24 protein-coding genes and 2 tRNA genes are annotated in these 24,998 nt (G+C 58.7%); 12 read left to right on the top strand and 14 right to left on the bottom strand.

Going from position 1 to position 24,998, the window contains the following annotated elements; genetic code table 11:
* Positions 1–5 precede the first annotated feature (5 nt).
* Positions 6–1,841: an SLC13 family permease gene (locus F550_RS0104520; protein WP_018147339.1), complete on the bottom strand. Its 1,836-nt coding sequence runs from the start codon at positions 1,839–1,841 to the stop codon at positions 6–8.
* A gap of 42 nt (positions 1,842–1,883) precedes the next feature.
* Positions 1,884–2,576 carry an OmpA/MotB family protein gene (locus F550_RS0104515; RefSeq protein WP_018147338.1) on the bottom strand — a complete coding sequence of 231 codons (693 nt, stop codon included), beginning with the start codon at positions 2,574–2,576 and terminating at the stop codon, positions 1,884–1,886.
* A gap of 164 nt (positions 2,577–2,740) precedes the next feature.
* On the opposite strand from F550_RS0104515, the gene F550_RS0104510 reads away from it, so the two are divergent.
* From F550_RS0104510 to F550_RS0104500, 3 genes are all read left to right on the top strand, one after another.
* A complete protein-coding gene (locus F550_RS0104510) occupies positions 2,741–3,610 on the top strand; it encodes an NAD(P)-dependent oxidoreductase (RefSeq protein ID WP_018147337.1) in 870 nt (289 codons plus the stop codon).
* A gap of 1 nt (position 3,611) precedes the next feature.
* Complete coding sequence (locus F550_RS0104505) at positions 3,612–4,613, top strand: TIGR00341 family protein (protein ID WP_018147336.1); 1,002 nt, start codon at positions 3,612–3,614, stop codon at positions 4,611–4,613.
* 66 nt (positions 4,614–4,679) lie between these two features.
* Positions 4,680–5,114, top strand: a complete 435-nt coding sequence (locus F550_RS0104500; protein ID WP_018147335.1) for a DUF1801 domain-containing protein — start codon at positions 4,680–4,682, stop codon at positions 5,112–5,114.
* 12 nt (positions 5,115–5,126) lie between these two features.
* On the opposite strand, the gene dacB is transcribed toward F550_RS0104500, so the two are convergent.
* From dacB to F550_RS0104480, 4 genes are read right to left on the bottom strand one after another with little or no spacing between them, the layout of a single operon-like run.
* Positions 5,127–6,602 (bottom strand): D-alanyl-D-alanine carboxypeptidase/D-alanyl-D-alanine endopeptidase, encoded by a 1,476-nt coding sequence (gene dacB / locus F550_RS0104495; protein WP_083910909.1) that lies wholly within the window; start codon positions 6,600–6,602, stop codon positions 5,127–5,129.
* Positions 6,595–7,599 carry a porphobilinogen synthase gene (gene hemB / locus F550_RS0104490; RefSeq protein WP_018147333.1) on the bottom strand — a complete coding sequence of 335 codons (1,005 nt, stop codon included), beginning with the start codon at positions 7,597–7,599 and terminating at the stop codon, positions 6,595–6,597. Before hemB ends, dacB begins: the two co-directional genes overlap by 8 nt.
* 24 nt (positions 7,600–7,623) lie before the next feature.
* Positions 7,624–8,151, bottom strand: coding sequence for a GNAT family N-acetyltransferase (locus F550_RS16855; protein ID WP_018147332.1), 528 nt, complete (start codon positions 8,149–8,151; stop codon positions 7,624–7,626).
* 46 nt (positions 8,152–8,197) lie between these two features.
* Positions 8,198–8,551 (bottom strand): PilZ domain-containing protein, encoded by a 354-nt coding sequence (locus F550_RS0104480; protein WP_018147331.1) that lies wholly within the window; start codon positions 8,549–8,551, stop codon positions 8,198–8,200.
* A gap of 225 nt (positions 8,552–8,776) precedes the next feature.
* On the opposite strand from F550_RS0104480, the gene F550_RS0104475 reads away from it, so the two are divergent.
* Together F550_RS0104475 and F550_RS0104470 are read left to right on the top strand one after the other, a co-directional pair.
* On the top strand, positions 8,777–9,271 hold the full coding sequence (locus F550_RS0104475; protein ID WP_233348989.1) for a MarR family winged helix-turn-helix transcriptional regulator: 495 nt from the start codon (positions 8,777–8,779) through the stop codon (positions 9,269–9,271).
* A 56-nt stretch (positions 9,272–9,327) separates the two neighbouring features.
* On the top strand, positions 9,328–10,026 hold the full coding sequence (locus F550_RS0104470; protein WP_156807818.1) for a hypothetical protein: 699 nt from the start codon (positions 9,328–9,330) through the stop codon (positions 10,024–10,026).
* Here the strand turns inward: F550_RS0104470 and F550_RS0104465 are convergent.
* Positions 9,997–10,509 carry a c-type cytochrome gene (locus F550_RS0104465; RefSeq protein WP_169332243.1) on the bottom strand — a complete coding sequence of 171 codons (513 nt, stop codon included), beginning with the start codon at positions 10,507–10,509 and terminating at the stop codon, positions 9,997–9,999. The two genes, F550_RS0104470 and F550_RS0104465, sit on opposite strands and share 30 nt — an antisense overlap.
* A gap of 840 nt (positions 10,510–11,349) precedes the next feature.
* On the opposite strand from F550_RS0104465, the gene F550_RS19080 reads away from it, so the two are divergent.
* Positions 11,350–11,844, top strand: a complete 495-nt coding sequence (locus tag F550_RS19080) for an SdrD B-like domain-containing protein (RefSeq protein ID WP_156807817.1) — start codon at positions 11,350–11,352, stop codon at positions 11,842–11,844.
* Between the two features lie 68 nt (positions 11,845–11,912).
* On the opposite strand, the gene tig is transcribed toward F550_RS19080, so the two are convergent.
* From tig to F550_RS0104435, 5 genes are all read right to left on the bottom strand, one after another.
* The gene (gene tig / locus F550_RS0104455; RefSeq protein WP_018147326.1) at positions 11,913–13,247 is read right to left on the bottom strand and encodes a trigger factor; all 1,335 of its coding nucleotides are present in this window, start codon (positions 13,245–13,247) and stop codon (positions 11,913–11,915) included.
* A 160-nt stretch (positions 13,248–13,407) separates the two neighbouring features.
* A tRNA-Leu gene (locus tag F550_RS0104450) sits at positions 13,408–13,492 on the bottom strand.
* A gap of 49 nt (positions 13,493–13,541) precedes the next feature.
* Positions 13,542–14,387: an NAD(P)H-hydrate dehydratase gene (locus F550_RS16850; RefSeq protein WP_018147325.1), complete on the bottom strand. Its 846-nt coding sequence runs from the start codon at positions 14,385–14,387 to the stop codon at positions 13,542–13,544.
* Positions 14,388–14,496: 109 nt separating this feature from the next.
* Entirely contained in the window at positions 14,497–15,036 is a 540-nt protein-coding gene (locus tag F550_RS0104440; RefSeq protein ID WP_040500769.1) for a histidine phosphatase family protein, read from the bottom strand.
* Positions 15,037–15,135: 99 nt separating this feature from the next.
* Positions 15,136–15,831 carry a Coq4 family protein gene (locus F550_RS0104435; protein ID WP_018147323.1) on the bottom strand — a complete coding sequence of 232 codons (696 nt, stop codon included), beginning with the start codon at positions 15,829–15,831 and terminating at the stop codon, positions 15,136–15,138.
* Between the two features lie 311 nt (positions 15,832–16,142).
* On the opposite strand from F550_RS0104435, the gene F550_RS0104430 reads away from it, so the two are divergent.
* From F550_RS0104430 to F550_RS0104405, 6 genes are all read left to right on the top strand, one after another.
* Positions 16,143–16,481, top strand: a complete 339-nt coding sequence (locus F550_RS0104430; protein ID WP_018147322.1) for a P-II family nitrogen regulator — start codon at positions 16,143–16,145, stop codon at positions 16,479–16,481.
* A gap of 57 nt (positions 16,482–16,538) precedes the next feature.
* The gene (gene glnA, locus F550_RS0104425; RefSeq protein ID WP_018147321.1) at positions 16,539–17,942 is read left to right on the top strand and encodes a type I glutamate--ammonia ligase; all 1,404 of its coding nucleotides are present in this window, start codon (positions 16,539–16,541) and stop codon (positions 17,940–17,942) included.
* A 186-nt stretch (positions 17,943–18,128) separates the two neighbouring features.
* Complete coding sequence (locus F550_RS0104420; RefSeq protein WP_018147320.1) at positions 18,129–18,755, top strand: ATP-dependent Clp protease proteolytic subunit; 627 nt, start codon at positions 18,129–18,131, stop codon at positions 18,753–18,755.
* Between the two features lie 118 nt (positions 18,756–18,873).
* Entirely contained in the window at positions 18,874–20,139 is a 1,266-nt protein-coding gene (gene clpX / locus F550_RS0104415; protein WP_018147319.1) for an ATP-dependent Clp protease ATP-binding subunit ClpX, read from the top strand.
* A gap of 161 nt (positions 20,140–20,300) precedes the next feature.
* Positions 20,301–22,709, top strand: a complete 2,409-nt coding sequence (lon, locus tag F550_RS0104410) for an endopeptidase La (RefSeq protein ID WP_018147318.1) — start codon at positions 20,301–20,303, stop codon at positions 22,707–22,709.
* Between the two features lie 93 nt (positions 22,710–22,802).
* A tRNA-Val gene (locus F550_RS0104405) sits at positions 22,803–22,878 on the top strand.
* Between the two features lie 192 nt (positions 22,879–23,070).
* On the opposite strand, the gene F550_RS0104395 is transcribed toward F550_RS0104405, so the two are convergent.
* Together F550_RS0104395 and F550_RS0104390 are read right to left on the bottom strand one after the other, a co-directional pair.
* A complete protein-coding gene (locus F550_RS0104395) occupies positions 23,071–23,607 on the bottom strand; it encodes a thioesterase family protein (protein ID WP_018147317.1) in 537 nt (178 codons plus the stop codon).
* Between the two features lie 22 nt (positions 23,608–23,629).
* Entirely contained in the window at positions 23,630–24,886 is a 1,257-nt protein-coding gene (locus F550_RS0104390; RefSeq protein WP_169332242.1) for an FAD-dependent oxidoreductase, read from the bottom strand.
* Positions 24,887–24,998: the final 112 nt, after the last annotated feature.

Genomic DNA, 24,998 nt, shown 5'->3' with positions numbered 1-24,998 from the left:
CGCACTCATAGATCAAAACGCCAAGGGGCCATTATGGTAAAAGCGACCCACATCACAACCAACAGTGGCCCACCGAACTTTAGGAAGTCTGAAAATCGGTAGTGGCCTGGCGCCATTATCAACATGTTTGTCTGATAGGCGATAGGCGAGGCGAAACTGCAGTTCGACGCATAGATGACTGCAAGTATATAGGGGAGCGGATCACTTCCGGTTGTTTGCGCCGCCTCCAGCGCGACCGGCGCGAAGAGGACGGCGGTTGCAGCATTGCTGAGGATATTGGTCAGGATCGCCACGCAGATGAAGATGGTCGACAGGATAACCACCGGGCCATGGGGCGCGGCGAAGCCGACGACCCCATTGGCGATCAGCGTGGCGGCCCCTGTCTTCTCGAGGGCCGTCCCCATCGCCAGCGCAGCGGCAATGACCAGGAAAATACGCAGGTCGAGCGCCCGGCTCGCCTGACGCGTGTTGAGGCACTGGGTGATGATCATGGCGAAGGCGGCAGCGACAGACGCGATCAGGATGCTTGTGAGGCCTGTTGCCGCCAGCACCACCATACCGAGCGCAATCAGCCGCGCCGCAAGGCTGTGCGCCGTGATCGGGATTTCCTTCTGCGACCATTCAAGCAGAATGATGTCGCGGCTTGTGCGCAGCTCCTGAAAGACATCCTGGGGCGCGCAGAGAAGGAGCGTGTCGCCAGATTCCAGCCGTATCTGCCCGAGCTTTGAGCGGATCATGCGAGAGCGTCGCTGAATGCCCAGAACCACGGCAGATGTCAGCCGACGGAACCCCAGCATTTCAACCGTACGCCCGGCCATTCTGGAGCCCGGCGCGATCACCGCTTCGATCAGGCTGAGCTGAGGAACAGATGTCTCGACCTTTTGCGCATCGTCGCCCTGCCAGATCTGCTGGAGTAGTCCTGGCTTGGAGGCGAGAAGATCGCTGATGGCCTTGCGCGTGGCGGCGACGATAACAAGATCGCCCGCGCGAAGCTCAATGTCTTCAAAAGGTGGAAGCAGCGCGCGCTCCCCCCGCTGAATGAGGCGCACGGTCATGTCTTTCAGGTCCGGGAACATGCCTGCCACAGGCGCCTGGCCGATCAGGAAATGGTCATGCGTCACTTCGATCTGCGCCACGAACTGCTTGCCGCTCGGCACGATTTCCTGCGCAAACGTATCGCGGTCGGGCAGCAGGAAGCGCGAGAAGATCGCGATATAGACCAGTCCTACCGCCGCCAGCATGAGCCCCATGGGCGACTGCTCGAAGAATCCGAGCGAGATACCTTCGGTCCGCCGATAGGCATCGGCGGCCAGAAGGTTGGTCGACGTGCCGATCAGCGTTGTCATGCCGGCCAGGATGGACACGAAACTAAGCGGCATCATGAGACGCGAGGGCGATGCGTTCATCCGCATGGCAATCGCGCTCATGATCGGCAGAAACATGATGACGACGGGTGTATTGTTCGTGAAGGCGCTGATCGCGAAGACGGCGAGGAAGGTCACGAACAGCGTATAGATGGGCCGTTTGCCATATGAGCGGACCAGTGATTTGGTCGGCCCATCAATTGCGCCCGTTTGAAAAAGGCCCTGGCCGACAACAAGCAGGGCCATGATCGTGATGAGGGCAGGGTTTCCGAAACCAGCGAGTAGGTCTGCGGATCCGATTGGTGTGCCGCCAACCCCGGTTGCTCCCGGCAGGGCAAAGACGACCAACAGGGCTGTCACGACGCCAATAGAGACAAGCTCCATCGACCAGCGGTCCAGCACATAGAAGACTATCGCGCAGACAATGACGCCCAGGCTGACCCACATGGGCCAGTTTTCAATCAGCTCAGATGCCATCCAGTCTCCCGGCCGCGCCCGGGACTTTGCCAGGGCGAGAAATCAATCGATATGGACGACTATGCTCAAGCGGCGGTTCTGAGGCAAGCTGGTTGAAGTGGCATCGAGGGGCCGGGTGTCGGCAAGGCCTGCAACGCTGCGGATGCGGTTCGGCGTAAGTCCATGGGCGAGGAGCGCGCGGCGGGCAGCGTTGGCCCGGTCTGCCGAGAGGTCCCAGTTGGAATAGTTGGCGCGGTGGACCGGGTCGCTATCTGTATGGCCTTCGACCGATACCGAATAATCAACAAGCGAGAGCGCAGCTGCGGTCAGATCTATAAGCGCTTCGCCGCGAGTGTTCAGCGTTGCGGCGCCTTTTTCGAACAGGGGCGCGCGGTCAGGGTCGAGAAGTTCGATACGCACACCATTTTCGAGGGTCTCCAGGGAAACGAAACTTCCGTAATCATTGAAAAGGGGCGACGAACCAAGCGTTGTGGCCAGCGCATCGGCTTCACTCTGAGCCGGGTAAAACGAAACAGGCTGCAGTGATTGTGTGGTGAGCAAAGAGGCTGCGCTAAACTGTTCAGCGACGCTTTCCTTCTGCTCCGGTGTTGCACCATGAACCAGCCATAGCACAAGGAACAGCGCGCAAAGCGCAGTCAGGAAGTCTGCATAAGCAAGTTTCCATCCACCAGTCTGGCGGATCGGCGCCAGGGGCATTCTGCCCCGGGCACGCGACAAGGCGTGTACATCAGCCATAACGTCCGATCTTTCTGATCTTCATGGACGGGTCTAAACGAAGGTGTTTTAGGTGAGGTTTGGCTGGATCGTTGAATTTTAAACAAATCTGGTCGTGTTGCGCCTGAAGCCCTAAGTCGGCACGAGGCAATCGGCAGGCATATGATCAGAAATGAGAGGTCTAGATGAGTAAGTGCGCATTTCTTGGACTTGGCGTCATGGGGTTCCCAATGGCCGGACATCTTGTGGCCAAAGGTTATGAGGTCTCGGTCTGGAACCGGACATCGTCCAAGGCAGACGACTGGGCCGCAAAATATGACGGCACCGCCGCGAGCTCGCCCGCCGATGCGGTAAGGGGCGCTGAGATCGTCTGTCTTTGCCTTGGCGATGATCCTGATGTCGAAGCCGTCTTCGATCAAATCGAAGACGCGCTGGCCGAAGGCACGATCGTCATCGATCATACGACAGCGAGCGCTGACCTCGCGCGCGCTCTACATGAGCGGTGCGCGTCTCGCGGGGCCAGTTTCATCGACGCCCCCATCTCTGGTGGTCAGGCCGGGGCTGAAGCTGGCAAGCTGACAATTATGTGCGGCGGCGATGACAGCGCAATGGATAAAGCGCGCCCGGTGATGGAGGCTTACGGCGCCCGCATTACCCATATCGGTGAGAGCGGCGCGGGCCAGCTGGCCAAATCAGTGAACCAGATCTGCATTGCGGGGATCGTACAGGGGCTTTCAGAAGGCATCCATTTCGCAGAGGCGAACGGGCTCGACGTCTCAAAGGTCATGGAGGCGATCTCTGGCGGGGCCGCACAAAGCTGGCAGATGGAGAACCGCTGGAAAACCATGGCCGCAAGAGAGTTCGAACACGGCTTCGCGGTCGACTGGATGCGTAAGGATCTGCGTATCGCGCTTAGGGCGGCCCGCGAGAGCGGTGCGCGCTTGCCAGTGACATCGCTGGTCGATCAGTTCTATGGCGACGTTCAGGCCGATGGTGGTGAGCGCTGGGACACGTCCAGCCTGATCACGCGTTTCGGCAAGTCGCGAAAGCAGTGATTTGAAACAGGTTGAAATCCATCTGAAGAAGCGCGACAGCGACACGATCGTCCGCGCGATCAAGGCGTTTGAGCCGGTCGACTGGATCCAATTCGATATCGAGCAGCAGGATCGCAAGATGATCCGCGTTCTGATGCATGACGGGCGCTGCCAGGTTCTTATCGACGCAGTGTCCGAAGCGCTGGAAAATTGCCAGGACTGGCGGGTTACAATGATCCCGGTCGAAGCGAGCCTGCCAGAACCGCGAGAACTTGAGCAGGATGAAGCTGCCAGCGAACTTCGCGTCCTGCGGGAAGAGTTGCTGGACGACGTCGTCAAGGACGCGACCCTGACGCGCGACTTTCTTATTCTGTCCGCGCTTTCAACAGTCGTCGCCGCCATCGGTTTGAACTCCAATGGTGTGGCCGCAGTTATCGGTGCCATGGTGATTGCGCCGCTGCTGGGGCCCATTCTCGGTTTCGCTCTTGGCGCTGGTCTGGGAAATATGGCCCTTCTTCGCCAGTCTGGCGTCACACTGGCCGGTGGTCTTGGGATCTCGCTTTTTGTCGCGTTCCTGATCTCTTTCGTGTTGCCGCTCAACACCGACAGCTATGAGCTCATGTCGCGCACGCAGGTCCGGCTGGATAGTATTGCGCTGGCTCTCGCCGCAGGTGGTGCGGCGGCGCTCTCAATGGCGCAGGGTAAGTCAGCTGTGCTGGTCGGCGTCATGGTGGCGGCAGCGCTCCTGCCGCCCGGCGCGGCATTCGGCCTGTTCGTTGGATCGCAGGAATGGTCATATGCTGGTCGCTCCGGCCTGCTGCTTCTCCTGAACATTATCTGCCTCCTCGTTTCAGCGTTGGCTGTTTTCCGTCTCAAGAACATCAAGCCGCGCGGCTGGATAGATCAGCAGAATGCAACGCGCGCTTTCTGGGTGAACATTTCGCTTTCGGCCATCCTTCTGATTGGGCTCGTGGTGCTTATTATCGTACTCGATCTCGGCGATGAGGTTGCCATCGGCGACTGATCTCGAGGTGCGTTTGCAGCCTCACGCCTCGACACGCTAGGTTTGCGCTCCTGAAGGGGAAAGAAGATGGCAAAAGCAGAGAACAAGACGCAACCGACCGCGCAAACGCCAGCGGAGTTCATTGATCAGATTGATCATCCCGTCCGTAAGGCGGACGCAAAACGCTTGCTGGAAATCTTTGGGGAGACAACAAGTCTCGCCCCGCGCATGTGGGGGCCGGCCATTATCGGCTATGGGCGCTATGCCTATAAGTATGAAAGCGGCCGGGAAGGTGACTTCCTGATGACTGGGTTTTCGCCGCGCAAGGCGAACCTCTCAATCTATATCCTGCCGGGCTATCTCGATCTCGAAGACAAGCTCGCCCGGCTAGGCAAGCACAAGGTCGGAAAGTCGTGTCTCTACATCAACAAGCTGGCGGATATTGACGAGGATGTGCTCGCCGAAATCATTGATCATGGCGTCCAGTATATGCGGGCGCGCTATGAGACGTGGGAAGAGTAGGGCGCGGTCGGCCTACTCCAGAAGCTCTACGACGTCATAGAGGATTTCATCTATACGCCGGCGCGTCGCCGATGATCTCAACGAGGAGTCATTGGCGAAGATGGCGAACGCGTACTTCGTCCCGTCTCGCGTCTCGAAATAGCCTGCAAGCGCACCGGTGCCGGTCAGGCTTCCGGTCTTCGCGCGTACCTTGTTAGGTGCGCCGAGGTCCGTGAACCTGTAACGGAGCGTGCCTGTCTCCCCCGCCTTGGAGATGTTCGCCGACCACGTATTGAACCAGCTCTGGCGGCTCGCCCAGACCAGAAGATCTGTCATCGCCGAGGGGGTAAGACGGTTGTAGACCGATAGGCCGGACCCGTCAGAGAAATTGTATTCGCTTGGGTCGGCACCCGCGGCGACCATCATGTCGCCCATCAGTTTGAGGCCAGATTCCTGGGACCTGTCCCGCGCGGTCAGCGAGATGTGGTGCAGCAGCACTTCGGTATAAAAATTATTGCTCTCATGAAGAATTTCTTCGAGCAGGTCGTCCGGATCCGGGTCAGGCAATGAAAAGTCTGCCACAGGCGGGAGCGCGTCTGGATCGACTTCCGGCTCATGGGTCAGCTCTGCGCGGTAGACGGGGCCGTGAACGGTGACGCCGCGCGCCTCCAGCATGGCCTTCAGCACTTCGCCCGCATAGAGCGCCGGGTCATCGAGACCAAACTGAAGGTGCACGGGCGGAGAGGCCAGCGGAAGCCTGCCCAGCAGAAAGGCCTGCCTGGCGCCTGGGCGTCTGATCAGGTCCACATTGAACTGCCGCGTGGTAACGGTTTCGGCTTCGGCGGTATTGATCGTGAAGAACGGCGTCCATTCCCAAGAGACTTCAGGCGGCTGCCCTCGGCGGCTGCCGGGCGTCAGCCTCGCCCGGGCAACCCCGCTATCGATGCTGAGAGAGGAAATCGCCGTGGCATAGCCAAAGCGGAAATCCTCGTGCGTCCAGCCGGAAGGCCAGTGCGGTGGCTGAAACAGGCTGTCATCGACATCGATCGAGGCGATGTCGGTCACGCCGCTGGCGGAGACAGCATCGGCGATCTGCTGGAGGCAATTGGTCTGGCAGTTACCTGTCGCAGAAAGGCTGGGATCGCCAGACCCCGTCAGGACGAGGTCCGGATAGTCTGAAATCTCGGTTGTCTCAAACCGAATACTGGTGCCCGCAGGCCAGCGGCCGGAATCATAGTCTCCCAGCATGCGAAAGGCCGCCGCCGTGGTCACAAGCTTGAGCGTGGACGCAGGCGCAAACCTCTGGCTCTCGGAGACAGCAAAGACCTGCTCACCGTCTAGCGACACGACGGAAATGCCCCAGCGGCCGCCTTCAAGGTCTGGCAGCGGCACGGTTTCTTCTGAAGTCTGCGCCTGAGCGCCGAGCGTGAAAACAGCAAGGCACGCAAACAGAGCGGGCAGATGACGGGTTGTGTTGAAGATGTTTGGCAATCGGGAGGTTTTAATCATGCATCAGCTTCGCAGCCGCTTCGGCGAAATAGGTGATGATGCCGGAGGCTCCAGCCCGCTTGAAACAGAGCAGCGTCTCCATCATGACGCGTTCCTCGTCGATCCAGCCCTGCTGGCCAGCGGCCTTGATCTGCGCATATTCGCCCGACACCTGGAAGGCGATGGTCGGCACGGCGAACGTCTCCGACACCCGTCGAATGATGTCGAGATAAGGCAGACCCGGCTTCACCATGACGAGGTCGGCGCCTTCCTGAATGTCCATGGCGACCTCGCGCAGGGCTTCGTCGCTATTGGCCGGGTTCTGCTGATAGGTTTTCTTGTCGCCCTTCAGCGCAGAGGCGGACCCGATCGCATCCCGGTAGGGACCATAGAAGCCGCTCGCATATTTGGCGGCGTAAGACATGATCATCGTGTTGACGTGACCGGCCTCTTCGAGCGCCGCCCGGATTGCGCCGACGCGCCCGTCCATCATGTCAGAGGGAGCGACGATATCTGCGCCGGCTTCGGCCTGAAGGACCGCCTGTTGTCTCAACAGATCCACCGTCGCATCGTTCAGCACATAGCCGTCACCGTCGATGAGCCCGTCATGGCCGTGAACCGTGAATGGATCGAGCGCGACATCGCAGATGATGCCTACATCAGGCGCGGCGGCCTTCATTGCCTTGATGGCCTCGGGGATCAGACCATCAGGGTTCAGCGCTTCGGACCCGGTTTCATCCTTCCGGGCAGGATTGATATGCGGGAAAATGGCAATTGCCGGGATACCCAGATCGCTGGCGCGCCTGGCCGCATTCGCAGCTTCTTCGACGTTCAGCCGATAGAGCCCCGGCATCGAGCCAACTGGAATGCTCGGCTCCTCGCCGTCATGGACGACCATGGACCAGATGAGGTCGCTTGGAGAAACGCTGTTCTCTGCGGAGAGGTTTCGAACCCAGCCTGCCTGACGAAGCCTGCGGAGCCGGGTGGACGGATAGCTTTGCGGAAATGGCGATGTCATGAGGCGCTACTTAGCGTGCTTTGATTAATTGCGAACGGTTTTTATCATGAAAAAACGTTTGGAAACATCCATAAGCGGTGCCTGTGCTGCCTCTATCCGAAACATGTAGTCCAGCATGTCGCCGCGCGGGATTTCTTCAAACCCGAGCGAGGCATAGAATGGACCGTTCCAGGCAAGGTCGCGAAAGGTGGATAGCGTGACCCGAGGAGCGCCGAGGTCAATCGCGCGCTGGTCGAGCCATGACATCAGCTGTCGCCCAATACCCTGCCGGCCATATGCCGGATCGACGCTGACCTGTTCGAGGTAGAGATCGCCTTCGATCAGCCCATACTGAATGAAGCCGGCCACGCGATTATTGGCGACAACTTCCGCAACATCGATGACGCCTGCATCAACAGCCGTCTCAACATCTGAAGCCTCGACATGGTCGTTGAGAGCGTCGTCGGACAGCAGGCCTGTCGGTTTGAACAGAGCAGACGCAGCTATGTCGGCCGCAATAATGGCGCTCACATCCTGCAGACACGCAGGCCTTATCAGGACGCTCTGTTCCATATTTCCGATGTTAGCCGGGTTTACAGCCGTGCCAATGCCGAAACGATCAGAGGGTGATGGTTTTCGCGCTTAGTAGCCTGATGCCGACAAGCGGGCCTCGCTGCCATTGGCGGCGCGCGGAACAGCGTTTCAGCTTTGAACGGTCAGGGCTGACAATCTCGACCGTGAAGGTGTCTGGCAGGATGGACGTCTTGTTTAGCAGGATCTTTGCGCCGCGCTGGGACATATCCTTCACAACGAAGGAGAGCTTGAACCCTGTGTCCAGGATAAGCGTACCGGACGTGTTTACGTCGAAACGCGGGAAGTCGCGTTTGTCGACATTGTCAGACAAGGGCATTTCGATCTTCGAGTGCATCATCGTGTCTTCTACAGTCTTCTTTACTCTCGGATATTCGAGCATTCACCTTCGGCTAGTCAGTGATTTCAAACAAAAAGGGTGCATGAGAAGAGTTTATCAAACGTTTATGTTGGACGTCAGGTTTCTGCGAGCAGCCAATATTAACCAGTAGGCCGCCATTTGTTAACGAACAGGCCGGCTCAGAAGGTCATGATTAACGAAATATCAGGATGAAGGGCGTAACTCTGTTCAAACTACAACAAAAGTTGAGTGATGATGGTGATTACAATGAACAACGCTGCACAAGCAGTGACCGAGGAAGATACGGTTGCTGAATCTTTCCTGAAATCCCTTTCTCTTCTCGAGCAGGCGCATCGCAGGCTGCATGATGTCGTGAAGGACGATCTCGAACGTGGCGGTGAACGTCACCTGACGGGTGTCCAGGCACTGCTCCTTTACGAGATCGGCGAGAATGAGACCCCGGCTTCTGTTCTGCGCGCACGCGGTGCGTTTGCTGGCACGAGCCTCTCCTATAATATCAAGAAGCTTCAGGAAGGTGGCTACCTTCTCCAGTCTCGTTCTGAAGCTGATAAACGCACGGTGCACCTTCGCCTGACCGATCGTGGTCACAAGGTCCGCCAGCGCGTCGAAGGGCTCTTTGCCAAGCAGGCAGACGCACTGGAACCAACAGCCAGCGTTCGTCCGATGGATCTGACCCAGCTCAACAAGACCGTCTCGCGTCTTGAGCGTTTCTGGTCCGACCAGATCCGCTTCCGTCTCTAGATTTGACTTCAACCATTGGCGGAGAGCGTTATAGCTCTCCGTGAATGGTTCGGTCATTGAAGTTCATACCTGCTGGCATCCTGCTGTCAGTTTTTGGTCTCCCCGCAGGGGCGGGGCCCTGGGGGCAGCCGGATGAGGCTGCCTATGGGCGTTTTGCAATCAATCGAACCGAAGTCGAAGGCCTTCCTGGCCTGCGAACTGATATCTATGGCGAGTACGGCATCTCCGATCATTGGACGCTGACCGCCAAGTATGAGCGCGTCACCTTCGATGAGTTCTCCGAATTCACAGCCAGCGGATGGCGGAGTACGCTGAGACGCAGCATCAGTTTGGCCGACGCCTGGACGGCCTCACTCGAGGCGGGCGTTCTTGAGGGCGAGGCGATCGGAGGTGCGGCAGGGTGCCAGTCTATTGGCGCCGAAGGCCGCAGTGGCATTGGGCGATCGTTCGCAAGGGGCAAGGGCACGAAGCGAAGAAACGGTTTCTGGTTTGCTGAAGCCGCAATTCGCGCCCACTCTGATGGATGCCAGAGATACCGCCTCGAGGCAGGCTATGGCCGCGAAATGACCCGCAACATCTGGCTGGTGAACCAGGTCTGGCTCGATCAGGGGTCTGAGAACGCGCGGTCGATAAAGTATCAGTTCGAATATGTCTGGCGCAGAGAGGTGTTCGATATCTCTGCTGGCTCACTCCTGGAGCTTGGCGGCGAGTTTGAAGAGGCAGGCCTATTCCTCGCCCTCGCGCGGCGTTTCTAGACGCGCATCCGTTCCAGTTGCGTCCGGCGTCGCCAGTACGAAGCCGCTCTCGACCATAAGATAGGCGATCACAGCGTGCCGGGCTTCGGGCTTGCGGACGCCCGAAAAACTCATGCGGTTCCCCGGCAGGTAGCCACGCGGATTTGCAAGCCACTCCTCGAGCCTCTCTGGAGACCAGACGAAATCCGCCTCCTGCAAGGCACGCGAGTACTGAAACCCATCTACTGACCCGACCGTGCGGCCGAAGACACCATGAAGGTTCGGACCAACCAGGTCCCGTGCCCCCTCGGCAACGGTATGGCAGGACTGACATAGCTTGAACGTGCGACGCCCCAGATTGTAGTCGGCTTGCGAATAGGGGGCAGGCAGAGCCTCAAACGACGCTTGTGAACGTGTTGAGGTGGCAGAAACTTCCGATGTAGTCTCGATCTCACTGGGCGGAGATGGAGCATCCGCCTGATCAGTCGTGCGATCACACGACATCAATACGGCGCCGGCAAAAGCTATAAAAAGTACATGAGAGTTCATGAGAGTATCTGAATATCCTTATGCGCTAAATCAGAGCCGTATTAACGCACGAGCTTCGATAGGACCGCTGGTTCTCGGTTCGAACTTGCTTGATCAGCCCAATTTTCCGGATTCGTGAAGCGCTCGCTTAATCCTGATCAGTTACGCACACTCGTAGCAGGCAGCGGTCCCTTCTTGCAGTGAGACAGATTGAGGCAGTGCGTGCCTTCATCCCTGTTTGTTTGAACATCGCCTCCACTAAAGAGCAGGTTCCAATTGCGGACATCTCACCTACTTCTGGCTATTTTCGCGTTTCAGCTTCTCGCCGCCCCGGCGTGGGGACGACCTGCTGAGCCAGGTACGTGGGACCGAATACTCTCACCGCAGTCGACTGACATAAGCGCGCAGATCCGCTCAGAGCCGATTGGCTCTAGAGACTTTGCAGCGCCACCGGGCGCAAGCGTCCGGCGCGCCAAGCTAACTAACGTCAATATCAATGCCATTGATGCGGCAATGGCGAACTTGTTCGCCGGAGAGCTGGCGCCGACTGCGCAGCCGGTCCGGCGGCTCAACGTTGGTAGCCGATCCGCCCAAGCGGTTCCGCGCAGTGCCGACTGGCGCAGTCAAGAGGCATGGGGTGCCTTTCTCGTTGAGGCCCAGCTGCGGGTGACAGCGAAATCACTCCCAGACGGCGTAGAGACAATCACGCTTCAAGACGTGTCCGCGTCGTACACAAAACAGATAAAAACCAGGGCAGGGCGGGCCCTGTCCCATCAGGCTACCTCAACCGCGTCTGACGATGCCGCTAAGGCCATTATGCGCGAAGCCTTCGAGCTGGGGGGTAATAGCCCCATCAATACCGGCCGCCATCCACGCCCGGAATTGCGGGTCAGTGCGTCTGCGACCGAGCTTACGCCACTAGAGACGTTGAACCGGCGTGAACCCTTAGGGGAGGCTTCTGGTCGCAGCGGGCAGCTTCGTGGCAGCGTCTTCATTGATCATGACGGCAACGGTGTGCCGAGCCGCGGCGATGTGCGCCTGGAGGGCCATCCAGTCCTTCTGACAAGCCTTGAGACGGGCGAGGACGCCGCCGAGCACCCGTCGGCGTCGTTCGGTCAGTATGCTTTTGAGGGACTGACGTCAGGCAGGTACGCGCTGTCTGTCAGTATCGGCTGGGACAGGGTGGAGGTACCAGCGCTCCTGAACCCTGACGATATGATGCAGATTGTCGAGATCGCTGTGCCACCAGATCTATTGTCGGTAGACGACGCCCGTCTACAGCGACCGCCTTCACGTCTCCGAACGAGCTGATATTTGGCAAAGAAAAAGCCCGACCAATTGGGGCCGGGCTTTTATGAAAAATCGAAGAGGCGTCGGGCCTATTCTTCGTCTTCGCTCATAAGCTCTTCGCGAGAGACTTTTTCTTCCTCGACCGTCACGGTCTCAAGAAGGTGGTCGACGACTTTGTCTTCGTAGATCGGGGCACGAAGCTGGGCCATGGCGCCTTCATTCTTCTGGAAGAATTCGAGCACCTGACGCTCCTGGCCTGGATAGCGCTGGGCTTCGCGAACGAGGGCCTGCTGGACTTCCTGCTCTGAGATCTTGATCTCTTGAAGGCGGCCGATTTCGGCGAGGACCAGACCAAGGCGCACGCGGCGCTCAGCAATCTTGCGGTACTCTTCCTTCAGCTCGTCCTCGGACTTGTCCTTGTCCTCGTCACTGACGCGGCCGGCATCCATTTCAGACTGCAGCTGCTGCCAGATCTGGTCGAACTCCATGTCGACCATCTTTGGCGGCAGGTCGAAGTCATGCTTTTCGTCGAGGGCATCAAGCAGGTGACGCTTGGCCTTGGCGCGTGAGGCGTTGTCCAGCTCCTGCTGGAGCTGCGTTTTGAGCATCGTTTTCAGCTCTTCGAGCGAATCGATGCCCAGGCCCTGGGCGAACTCTTCGTCGATGTCAGGCTTCTTCGGGGCGCGAACCTCATTGACCTTCACTTCAAAGACAGCGGCCTTACCGGCAAGATGCTCGGCCTGGTACTGCTCGGGGAAGGTGACTTCGACGTCTTTTTCTTCGCCGGTTTTGAGACCAACAAGCTGCTCTTCGAAGCCGGGAATGAAGCTGCCGGAGCCGAGAACCAGCGTATGGCCTTCAGCGGCGCCGCCTTCAAACGGTTCGCCATCGACCTTGCCGAGGAAGTCGATCACGACAGCGTCGCCGTCTTTGGCCTTCGCGGTCTTGCCGCGCGGCTCGTACTTCATGTTGTTCTCGGCGACCTGATCCAGCGTTTCGTCAAGCTGGGCATCGTCGACTTCAGCGACAGGTTTCTTGATCTTGATGTCAGACATGTCGGCGGGTTCGAAGTCCGGCATGATGTCGACGTGCATGTGATAGGACAGGTCTTCCTCGCCTTCGAGGACCTTCTCCATATCGCTTTCCATGTGCATGTCAGGCTGCGAGGCAGGGCGGACGTCTGCGTCCTTGATCGCCTTCTCGCTTGTTTCCTTCATTGCTGCTTCGATGACTTCGCCCATGAGCGACTTGCCGAACATCTTGCGCACGTGTGAGGCAGGCACTTTGCCAGGCCGAAAGCCTTTCAGGCGCATTTGCGGGCGGATCTCTTCGATCCGCTCATCAAGGCGCGTCTTGAGGTCACTTGCAGGCACCTTGACCTTGTAAGTGCGGCTCAGGCCATCAGTCGTTTCGGTGCATTCCATCTTGTCATTCCTTGTGCCGTCTAAGCCCCGAGGCATCTGGCTTTGGCGTTGATTTTTCCTAGAAGCGGCGGTGTATGTCACAGCGTGTCTGCACTGTCCATGCGTGCCGCTGATGCAATCTCATATGGCGCTGGGACCCCGTAGAAGGGGCCTTTAACGCTGGTGCGGATGGAGGGACTTGAACCCCCACGCCTCGCGGCGCCAGAACCTAAATCTGGTGCGTCTACCAATTCCGCCACATCCGCTTGTGGGCCAACGCCAGAGCTGGTCTCCTACTTGCGTGGCCCGGACCTATCAAGCGCGTCTTGCATAAAACTCTTTGAGGAGGCCGGGCAGGGCATCTGGGAGGTCTTCTGAAATGAGGCCAGGACCGAGACGCCGGGCGACCTCGCCATGGCACCATGCGGCAGCGCAGGCGGCTTTGAAGGCAGGCATCCCCTGCGCCATCAGGCCGCCAATCATGCCGGCCAGGACATCTCCGCTGCCTGCCGTTGCCAGAAATGGAGAGGCGTGGCGATTGGCGATCAGCTGGCCATCGGGGGCGGCGATGAGTGTCTCATTGCCTTTAAGCAGCACGATAGATCCGGACCGGGCAGCAGCGATCGCGGTGGCTTCGGGCCGTGAGTAATCGTCCAGAAGGCCGGGAAAGATGCGCCCAAACTCCCCGTCATGCGGGGTCATGACTGTAGGATGTTCGATCGCATCAAAGAGAGCCTCGGGCGCGTCCTTGAAGACGGTCAGGGCGTCTGCATCCAGAACGGCAGAGCCTGCTCTTGCCAATATGGTCAGCGTGTTCTCGCGCGTTGCATCGGTGACCCCAGCGGCCGGCCCGATCAGTGCGCAGGCGGCACTTGTTGCAAGCGTTGAGAGGGCGTCGCCCGAGTTGAAGGCCTTGACCATGACGGAGGTCTCATGGGCGGCGTTGACCAGTGTTGCCGATGGCGGTGAGAAGAGCGTGACGAGGCCGGCACCAATGCGAAGCCCGGCGCGGGCAGCCAGCCTTGCAGCGCCTGTCGAGGCGGCCGGTCCGGTGACAACGCCCAGCGCGCCGCGCTTGTGCTTGTGACTGTCATCAGACGGCCAGGGCCAGTCATTGAGCCAGTGATCAGGATGATTGATTTCGGGCGCTGAGGAGGTCATCGGGCTTGCGGAGTTTCCGTGGGAAAGTTCGGTCTTTACTGGCCGTCGGGACGGTGTCGTCACGGTGTCTGGGCGGTGTTTCGGCGGTGTCTCAAAATAGCCGCTGGTGTCACAGCACTTTGGTTGCCGCCTCGCTGCCGGTTTCGACCACGCGAAGAACGTCGTTCTCACGCTCCAGTTTCGTGACCGAGCAATGGCCCGGTGTGAAGCTGGTGACCAGATCGCTGCCGGTCAGGTGACCAACGATCGTGTTGATGGCGATGAAGTGGCTGAACACCACCGTTTGGTCTTCAATTGAAGCCAGCTTGCCGATCAGCGTGTCCCGCCAGTCGGCGACCACGGCTGGGGCAGCGTCCCAGGTGCCTGCCATGAAGCCGCGCAGCCAGACGACGCGGTCATCAAGACCTTCCGGCGTCGGGATTTCGCTCACGGCAGGTTCGGTTGCGACCTTGAGGCCCGACTCAGTGGCAAACGGCCTTGAGGTCTCCTGGCACCGGCGCATGGGGCTGACGAGGATCTGGTTTACAGGTTGCTGGCCTAGCTGCTGAGCAACGGCCTCAGCCTGCCGGAGGCCAAGCGCGGAAAGGCCGGGGTCCGGTGCGGTGCCCCAGCCAGCTTCAGCTTCGCCGTGTCTGACAAAATAGATCATTGGATGTCCCGGATCGTTCGATTGATGTGGCTGGCCACGAAAGAGGTCAGCATCCATCGAATTTCATGTCGGGACAACCGGCTAAGGTGTCGCTTGTCGCTAGAGCTCGCCCGCATAGGGGTCGATGCCCTGGGCGCGCATGACCTCGTGGGCATGATAATAGGCGACCGGCAGATTGATGTTCAGCTCTTCGCGAACCTCATCGAGGGGGCGCGGAAGCAGGGTTTCGATGTCCTGCTCGATTAGGCGTTTGGCGAGTTTGCCGTTGCGCCGGCCTTCCTTCATGACAGCCTTGATGTTCGCTTCGCGCGGCACGCGCTTGGCGACCTGGCGACCGCCCATGTAACTGATGAAGCTGACACCGGCGCCGCCATGCTGGCTGTGTGTAAAGCCGAGCAGGGTCGCTTCGCCGAGCGCATCGCGACCATAGCCAGTCAGGATATGATACATGTCGTGGGTGTCGCGCAGGCGATTGCCGTACCAGAGCAGGTCGTCTTCGTGTGCGCGCAATTTGCCGGGCCGCTTTTCGCTTTCGGCGACGAGGCCCGCAGCTGAAAGCCCTTCACGCTCCATGAACTCAACATAGGTCCGGCCAACGCTACCCTCGGGCAGGTCGTGCAGCGGGTCGTGATTGTCGAGGATCGGGGGGAGGAAAGTCCGCTTGCGAAATTGCGCCTGTCCTGCGGGCGTTGCCATGAACCGCTCAAAATCCTTAAGCGCGGACTTTCCGTTCAGCGCCTCGATGATCTCGAAGACCTGTTCGGTGTCTTCCTTGTCGGCGATGAGCTTTTTCATGTGCCGCCAGGCCTTCAAAGGCTGGAGCTTTGGTGCTTGTCGGGCAGGATCAAGGTAGAATGTGGTCGTACTCATGGGATGCCATAGGTGCCAATTGTAACTGTCACGAATATAACACCTCGAGCGACAAAAACAATGACGCATGCGTCACCTTTTTTTTGCTGACTTTCGAACGATTTCTGGGCAGTGGCGCTGAAAATATAGGCAGGGTGAATTGGCTTCACTGATTTGAGCTGCCGAAAAGATCGACCGCAGCGTGCAGCCTGATAGGGGTGACGCAACTGCCTACAGAGAAGGGATATGGGAAGGCGATGAAAAAAATTGAGGCGATTATCAAGCCGTTCAAACTCGATGACGTAAAAGAGGCGCTTCACGGCGTCGGCATGCAGGGGATGACTGTCACTGAGGCGAAGGGTTTCGGGCGCCAGCGCGGTCATACCGAGCTCTATCGCGGCGCAGAGTACGTCGTCGACTTCCTGCCCAAGCTGAAGCTGGAACTCGTCGTTTCTGATTCGAGCGTTGCCAATGCGATTGATGCAATCACCAAAGCTGCCCAGACCGGAAAGATCGGCGACGGCAAGATTTTTGTTTCGGACGTGACAGAAGCCGTGCGCATTCGTACGGGTGAGACCGGCGACGGCGCACTCTGAACAATTGCCCGTCCAGATATAACGGGCACGCAAGTACAAATCTAACAGGAGGGCTTAATGGCCGAAAATCTCGTAAAAATGATGAAGGAGAAAGACGTCGAGTTCGTCGATCTCCGCTTTACCGATCCACGTGGCAAGATGCAGCACGTGACCTTCGACAAGGGTATGGTCGGTGAAGATTTCTTTGAAGAAGGCCAGATGTTTGATGGCTCGTCCGTCGCAGGCTGGAAGACGATCAACGAGTCCGACATGCTGCTTATGCCGGACCAGGGCGCAGCGATCATCGACCCGTTCTTTCAGCAGACCACAATGGCAGTCTTCTGCGATGTTCTCGACCCGACGACGATGCAGCCATACAGCCGCGACCCGCGCACCACGGCGAAGAAAGCGGAAGCCTATGTGAAGCAGGCTGGCGTTGGCACCACTGTGTATTTTGGTCCGGAAGCTGAATTCTTCGTCTTTGATGACGTTCGCTGGAGCACCGACCCGCACAATACAGGGTATTCGTTCGACTCCACTGAACTTCCGTTCAATACGGGCAAGGAATACGCCACCGGCAATATGGGGCACCGCCCACATACCAAAGGCGGCTATTTCCCCGTCCCGCCAATCGACTCCGAGCAGGACATGCGGTCCGAAATGCTCGCTGTCATGGGCGAGCTTGGCATGGAGCCTGAAAAGCACCACCACGAGGTTGCGCCAGCCCAGCATGAGCTTGGTCTGAAATTCTCCACGCTCACCGTGATGGCTGACCGGCTACAGCTCTACAAATATGTGATCCACAATGTGGCGGCGCAGTATGGCAAGACGGCGACTTTCATGCCGAAGCCATACTTCAACGACAATGGCTCTGGCATGCACGTTCACCAGTCCATCTGGGACGGCGACAAGCCGACCTTTGCAGGCGACGAATATGCCGGTCTTTCCGAGAACTGCCTGTTCTACATCGGCGGCATCATCAAGCACGCCAAGGCGCTGAACGCGCTTACCAACGCGTCGACCAATTCCTACAAGCGTCTGGTGCCAGGCTTTGAAGCCCCAGTCATGCTGGCCTATTCGGCCCGCAACCGCTCTGCCTCCATCCGGATCCCGTTCGGCTCCAGCCCGAAGGCAAAGCGTATCGAGACCCGTTTCCCGGATCCGACCGCCAACCCATACCTTGCCTTCTCGGCGCTGCTTATGGCTGGCCTCGACGGGATCGAAAACAAGATCCATCCGGGCGAAGCCATGGACAAGGATCTCTACGACCTGCCGCCAGAAGAAGCCAAATCGATCCCGCAGGTTTGCGGCTCGCTGCGTGAAGCGCTTGAGAACCTCGATGCTGATCGTGACTTCCTCAAGAAAGGCAATGTGTTCGATGATGACCAGATTGACGCCTATATCGGCCTCAAGATGGAAGAGGTGGAGCGTCTTCAGCTTCATCCGCATCCGGTCGAATTCGACATGTATTACAAGGTCTAAGCTGGCCGCGTAGCGCATTCATGATGCCGGGGCAGCGATGTCCCGGCATCTTCTTTTTCAAACCTCACCACTGTTTACAGTTTCGCAGGGGGCTTGCGTGCAGAGTGCAGTAGACAAATATGGAAGTGTCTGCGACCACAAGGTCCAGATTTCACGAACGACTACAGGCAGGCTGGACCGCGTTATATGAACACCGACCCATTCAACACCGCTCTCAATCTCGTCCCCATGGTTGTCGAACAGACAAGCCGCGGCGAACGGGCCTTCGATATCTTCTCGAGGCTTCTGAAGGAGCGGATCATCTTCGTGACGGGCGGGATCGACGATGGCATGGCCGCGCTGATCACCTCGCAGCTTCTCTTCCTTGAGTCCGAGAGCCCGAAAAAAGACATCTCGATGTATATCAACAGCCCCGGAGGATACGTCTCCTCCGGTCTTGCGATCTATGACACGATGCAATACGTCCGCTGCCCGATCTCGACCATGTGTATTGGTCAGGCCGCGAGCATGGGCTCGCTCCTGCTTGCTGCAGGTGAAAAGGGCATGCGTTTCGCGCTGCCGAATGCGCGCGTCATGGTGCACCAGCCATCCGGCGGCTATCGCGGCGTGGCAACCGACATTGAGCGCCATGCCGAGGAAATCCTCGAGCTGAAGCGCCGCCTCAACAACATCTATGTTCGCCACACCGGCCAGGACTATGAGACGATCGAGCGCAAGCTGGATCGCGATACGTTCATGACGGCTGAAGAGGCGTGCGAATTTGGCCTTGTCGATCAGGTCTATGAGCGCCGCAAGGACGAAGACAAAAAGTAGTAGGCACCTCATGTGCTTGAGGCTTGCGCTGCACGGCCCACGAAATAAGATCATTGTCTAGAGGGATTTTCGCGCGGAATAAATCGTGCGTTAAAGGCTCCCAAGCTAAGAGGAAGCCATGACCAAGCAAACCGGCTCCGGCGATTCCAAGAATACGCTCTATTGCTCCTTCTGCGGAAAGAGCCAGCATGAAGTTAAAAAACTGATTGCCGGCCCGACCGTCTTCATTTGCGACGAATGCGTCGAGCTCTGCATGGATATCATCCGTGAGGAGAGCAAGGCGGCAGGCTTCAAGTCGAAGGAAGGCGTGCCGAGCCCGCGGGATATCTGCGATGTGCTCGACGATTATGTGATTGGCCAGAAATACGCCAAGCGCATCCTGTCGGTCGCGGTTCACAATCATTACAAACGCCTCTCGCATGCCTCGTCTTCTGACGGCGTCGAGCTGTCGAAATCGAACATCCTGCTGGTTGGCCCGACCGGTTGCGGCAAGACGCTGCTAGCGCAGACGCTTGCGCGTATCCTGGACGTGCCATTTACCATGGCAGACGCCACGACACTGACCGAAGCCGGTTATGTCGGCGAAGATGTCGAGAATATCGTGCTTAAGCTGTTGCAGTCTGCCGACTATAACGTCGAGCGGGCGCAGCGCGGCATTGTCTATATTGATGAGATCGACAAGATTTCGCGCAAGTCGGACAATCCGTCCATAACCCGCGATGTGTCGGGTGAGGGTGTCCAGCAAGCGCTTCTGAAGATCATGGAAGGCACGGTCGCGGCTGTGCCACCGCAAGGCGGGCGCAAGCATCCGCAGCAGGAATTCCTGCAGGTCGACACGACGAACATCCTGTTCATCGTTGGCGGCGCGTTTGCCGGCCTCGACAAGATCATTACCTCGCGCGGCGACGGTACCCGCATGGGCTTCGGCGCCGATGTGAAGGATCCTGACGCGCGCGGTGTTGGCGAAGTGCTTCGCGACACAGAGCCAGAAGACCTTCAGCGTTATGGCCTGATCCCGGAATTCATCGGCCGTCTTCCTGTCATTGCGACGCTGGAAGACCTCGATGAGCCAGCCCTGATTGAGATCCTGACCCAGCCGAAGAACGCGCTGCTGAAGCAGTATCAGCGTCTCTTCGACATGGAAGATGTCGAGCTGACCTTTACCGAGGAAGCCCTGACAGCGGTGGCCCGCAAGGCAATTGCCCGCAAGACGGGTGCACGTGGCCTGCGCTCCATTATGGAAGGGATCCTGCTCGACACGATGTTCGAGCTGCCCACGCTTCGCGGCGTCGAAGAGGTCGTTGTGAACGGTGAAGTGGTCGAAGGCCATGCCGCGCCGCTCTATGTTCACGCCAAACAGGCCAAGCCAAACGAAGCCTCGTAAGGCTACCCACAGGAAATGCGTCAGATCGGCCTGTTCGAGACAGCTTGAACAGGCCGCTTTTGTCTCCACATCTTCCTCAGGAAGCCGGAATCGTCGAACAGTAAACGAGGTCCGGCCGGATTGCTGCTGAGCAGGATCCAGATAATCTAGAGGAGGCTTGAATGCCCAAAAAAACCCTCCCAGTACTGCCGCTCCGCGATATCGTGGTTTTTCCCGATATGGTGGCGCCGCTTTTCGTTGGCCGTGACAAGTCCGTTGCTGCCCTCGAAATGGTGGATGAAGGCGAGAACGAGATCATGCTCGTTGCCCAGAAGGACCCGTCGACCGACGAGCCTACGGGCGATGATGTACATGCGCTCGGGACCGTTGCGACGATCCTTCAGCTCCTGAAGCTGCCAGACGGCACGGTGAAAGTGCTTGTCGAAGGCTCTTCGCGCGCCCGCATCACGGCCTTCAACGACCGTGACTCCTATTTCGATGCCGAGGTCGAACTCGTCGAGCCGGAAGAGGGCGACACGGGTGAGGTGCAGGCTCTGGCCCGCGCTGTGATCGACCAGTTCGAGAACTATGCCAAACTCAACCGCAAGATCCCGCCGGAATCGGTGGCGACGGTGTCGCAGATCACGGAGTCCGGAAAGCTGGCCGATGCGGTCGCCTCGCAGCTGCAGGTCAAACTCTCCGACAAGCAGGAACTGCTCGAACTGACGAACGCTCGCGAGCGTCTCGAAAAGGTCTTCGCTCTCATGGAGGGCGAGATGGGCATGATGCAGATGGAGCGGAAGATCAAAAACCGCGTCAAGCGTCAGATGGAGAAGACCCAGCGTGAGTATTATCTGAATGAGCAGATGAAAGCCATTCAGCGCGAACTTGGCGATTCCCCCGAAGGCGAGCGCGACGAGGTCTCCGAGCTTGAAGACAAGCTGCGCGAAACACCGCTTTCCGAAGAGGCCCGCACCAAGGCCGACCAGGAGATGAAGAAGCTGCGCCAGATGAGCCCGATGTCAGCAGAGTCGACGGTCGTGCGCAATTATCTGGACTGGCTGGTCGCCCTGCCATGGGGCAAGCGTACCGATATTTCGACCGATCTCACCAAGGCTGAAGAGCAGCTTGATGAGGACCATTACGGCCTTGAAAAGGTCAAGGAACGGATCATCGAGTATCTGGCCGTGCAGAAGCGGACCAAGAAGCTCAAAGGCCCGATCCTCTGCCTCGTCGGCCCTCCAGGCGTCGGCAAGACATCGCTCGGCCGCTCGATTGCCGAAGCCACGGGCCGCGAATTTGTTCGCGTCTCACTGGGCGGCGTGCGTGACGAGAGCGAGATCCGCGGTCACCGCCGGACCTATATCGGCTCCATGCCGGGCCGGATCATCCAGTCGATGAAGAAGGCCAAGACCGGCAATCCGCTCTTCCTGCTGGACGAGATCGACAAGATGGGCATGGACCATCGCGGCGATCCGGCGTCTGCGCTTCTCGAAGTGCTCGACCCGGCGCAGAACTCGACCTTCAACGACCATTATCTGGAAGTCGACTATGACCTGTCTGATGTGATGTTCGTCACCACGGCGAACTCGCTCAACATGCCACAGCCGCTTCTCGACCGTATGGAAGTGATCCGCATTGCGGGTTACACCGAGGAAGAGAAGATCGAGATCGCCAAGCGTCACCTCTTCCCGAAGATCCTCAAGGATCACGGGCTCGCAGAGAGCGAGTGGCAGGTCGAAGATGAGGCGATCCGCGATCTGGTCCGCTATTACACGCGCGAGGCCGGTGTCCGGAACCTCGAGCGTGAGCTGGCAAAGCTTGCCCGCAAGGCGGTGCGCCAGATCTCGCAGAGCGACAAGACAGTCATCACGGTGACCAGCGAGAACCTCTCTGAGTTTTCCGGTGTGCGGAAAGTCCGCTATGGGCTTGCCGACGAGGAAGACCAGATCGGTGCGGTCACAGGACTTGCCTGGACGGAAACAGGCGGCGACCTTTTGACCATCGAAGCGGTCAAGATGCCGGGTCGCGGCATGATGAAGGTCACGGGTAACCTCCGCGATGTCATGAAGGAATCGATCCAGGCGGCAAGCTCGCTTGTCCGGTCCCGTGCGGTCATGGTCGGCATCAAGCCGAGCCAGTTCAACACGACCGACATTCACGTCCACGTGCCGGATGGGGCGACGCCAAAGGATGGCCCGTCAGCGGGTGCCGCAATGACCACAGCCATCGTGTCGTTGCTGACCGGTAACCCGGTGCGCCGCGATGTGGCGATGACAGGTGAGATCTCGCTGCGCGGCCGCGTGCTGCCGATCGGCGGCCTGAAGGAAAAGCTCCTTGCTGCACTTCGTGGCGGCATCAAGACGGTGCTTATCCCGCAGGAGAACGAGAAGGATCTCGCTGAGATCCCGGATATCGTGAAGGAAGGCCTGAAAGTCATTCCGGTCACCGATATCAATGAGGTGTTCTCTCATGCGCTGGTGCGGCCAGTGTCGGAGATCGAATGGTCTGACGCCGACGAAGCTGCGCTGCAGGCAACGCTAGCCGGCAAGTCGTCGGAAGGTGATGGCGACGCTGCCGTTCGCCACTAAACCGGCCAACACGACCTTTTGAGAGACGGCCCCTGTACTTAGGCGCAGGGGCCGTCTTGCATTTCGGGGCAGGCTGAAGCAAATGTCTGGCGGGGGCGGTTAGCTCAGTTGGTAGAGCATCTCGTTTACACCGAGAGGGTCAGCGGTTCGAGCCCGTTACCGCCCACCATCCATACATCAGCGGCGACGACGCCAGGCCCGGTAGGCTGCGATCATGCAGCCAATGGCGAGACCGAGTGCGGCGAGGGCCAGTATGTGCATGGTCTTCTCCTTACAAGTCCAGATCTGGTCTCACCCATATAGCTGAGCGCGACCTGCCACCAACGCTGATCATAGTCTGCGCGGACTGGTCACGCAGACCCTATTCGGTGCGCAGGCTCCGCACGGCCTCGACATCTGCGATCATTGCCTGAAAAGCGTCGGGCAGGGGCGGGGACGTTCGTTCGACGCCGAGATAGGTTACCACATCCTGCATCGTGACACGCTCGCGCTTGCGGCTGGCAAAGCGGGAGATGATCCGCACCGTCGCGGTCGGCTTGCCCTTGTGAATGAAGTCATGCTGGAGGCACATATAGGTGTCGGTCCAGCCGACCAGATGTGTCTTTATCTCAAACCGCTCTCGCCAGCTGAGCGGGCGCGAGAACGCAACTGACTCAGCGCAGACGACCGGAAACCATCCGCGCTTTCTGAGTTTTGTCCACGTGCCTGTGCGCACGATATAGTTGATGACGCCAAGATCGCTGAACGAGAAATAGCGGCTATTGGTCATGTGCGCGAACATGTCCTGATCGGTGAGCATGACGCGGGACTGGATGCGGGTCGTATCGAAAAGGCTGAGGTGCGGTTTCGCCAGGGAGGCCCTGATGAAAACCATGAATAGCCGGAAGAAAAGGTTCATTAGGTGTGCCGATTAAACAGGATTACATCGCTGCTTGCATCTTGCGCGCCAGACCGGCGTTGAAATTCACGATATTGGACACCGCCTCGTGGGAAAAAGCCGAACCTGTGTACCAGGTTGCTCGCTGTCCCTGCATCTCTTCCAGCCGTGTCAGCAGCCCTTCCCGCACCGCCTCTGACTTGTAGCGCGCAAAATACTTCCACGTGCGCTGCAGGATGATGTTGGTGACCTCGCCGCCCTCGCGGGTGATCTCCTCGCGCAACAGCTCTTCCAGCTCGTCATCGCTATAGGCGCCGCTGAGCTGGCCCGTGAGGTAGAGATGCCCGCCAAGGTCTGGCTCATACCCATCATAGCGCGCCGACATCATCTGGCCTGTCCGGGCTCCGGGAACGAGGGCGCGGCTCCAGGCGGTGACATCCATGTCGGTGAACTTTTCAGGCGTCGCAACAAGCGTTGTGGTGTAGCCGTTCCAGTCCATGGCGCTGGCGGCAAATTCCTCTTCGGGGAGGGGCACATCCAGCAGTTTCGCGAAATCATCGATCGCGATCGCACAGACAAGCTGGTCGGCTTCGAAGACGTCTCCGCTGGCTGTTGTCAGCCTGGCCCCGCTTTCATTTCGTTCAATGTGCGCAATGGGTGTGTTGGTGCGCACATCCAGCGCCTTCGCGATCCGTTCCCAGAATGCCGTCCAGCCTTCCACGGGCATTTTGAGCTGTTTCAACAAGCCCGTCAGGATGAGGTCGAAATCGTTCCAGCGCATGGCCTGAACGATGGGTGTTTCATCGACGAAGCCGTAGCCGAGATTGGTCATGGATCGATACATGAAGCGCTCGATCTTGTGCAGATTGCGCGCGCGCAGCCAGTCTGCGGTAGTCTGGGCGGCTTCCTGTCTGGTGGCCTTCGACACCGGCGTCCGGCTGAGCCGGGCCATGAGACTGCGCCGGGCGGCAAGAAAGCTGAGAATCTGGAAAGGCAGGGCCGAGCCATCGCCGCGTTTGACATAGTCGAGAAAGTCTTCGCCATCGAAGCTCTGTTCGCGCAGAGGTTTAAGGTTAATGCCTGTCTCTTTCATCCACGCCAATACGATCCTGTGCGCGCGGGTCGTGTAGCACGTTCCCATTTCAACAACGGCGTCGCCCTGGAGAAATGAGAAGGACTTGCCGCCCGGGCGCGGCGCAGCCTCGAATACTGTAATCGTTGCATTCGTCTGCTCACGCAGAAGCCGGGCAAGGCTCAATCCGGCCGGTCCACCGCCGACTATCGCTATTCGCTGCGCCATAATGGCTCCCATCGGCTGGGCTTGGCTACGGTACAGCCGCGCCATTCGTGTTGATCTTGCAATTATTTCGGCGATTCTCCACACACAATTACATGGCGGGCGATGTGTTTCA

Source organism: Henriciella marina DSM 19595 (assembly GCF_000376805.1).
In the GTDB taxonomy this organism is placed as follows: Bacteria; Pseudomonadota; Alphaproteobacteria; order Caulobacterales; family Hyphomonadaceae; genus Henriciella; species Henriciella marina.
The sequence above is the reverse complement of the archived record's forward strand: the minus strand, read 5'-3'. Positions and strand labels throughout refer to the sequence as shown.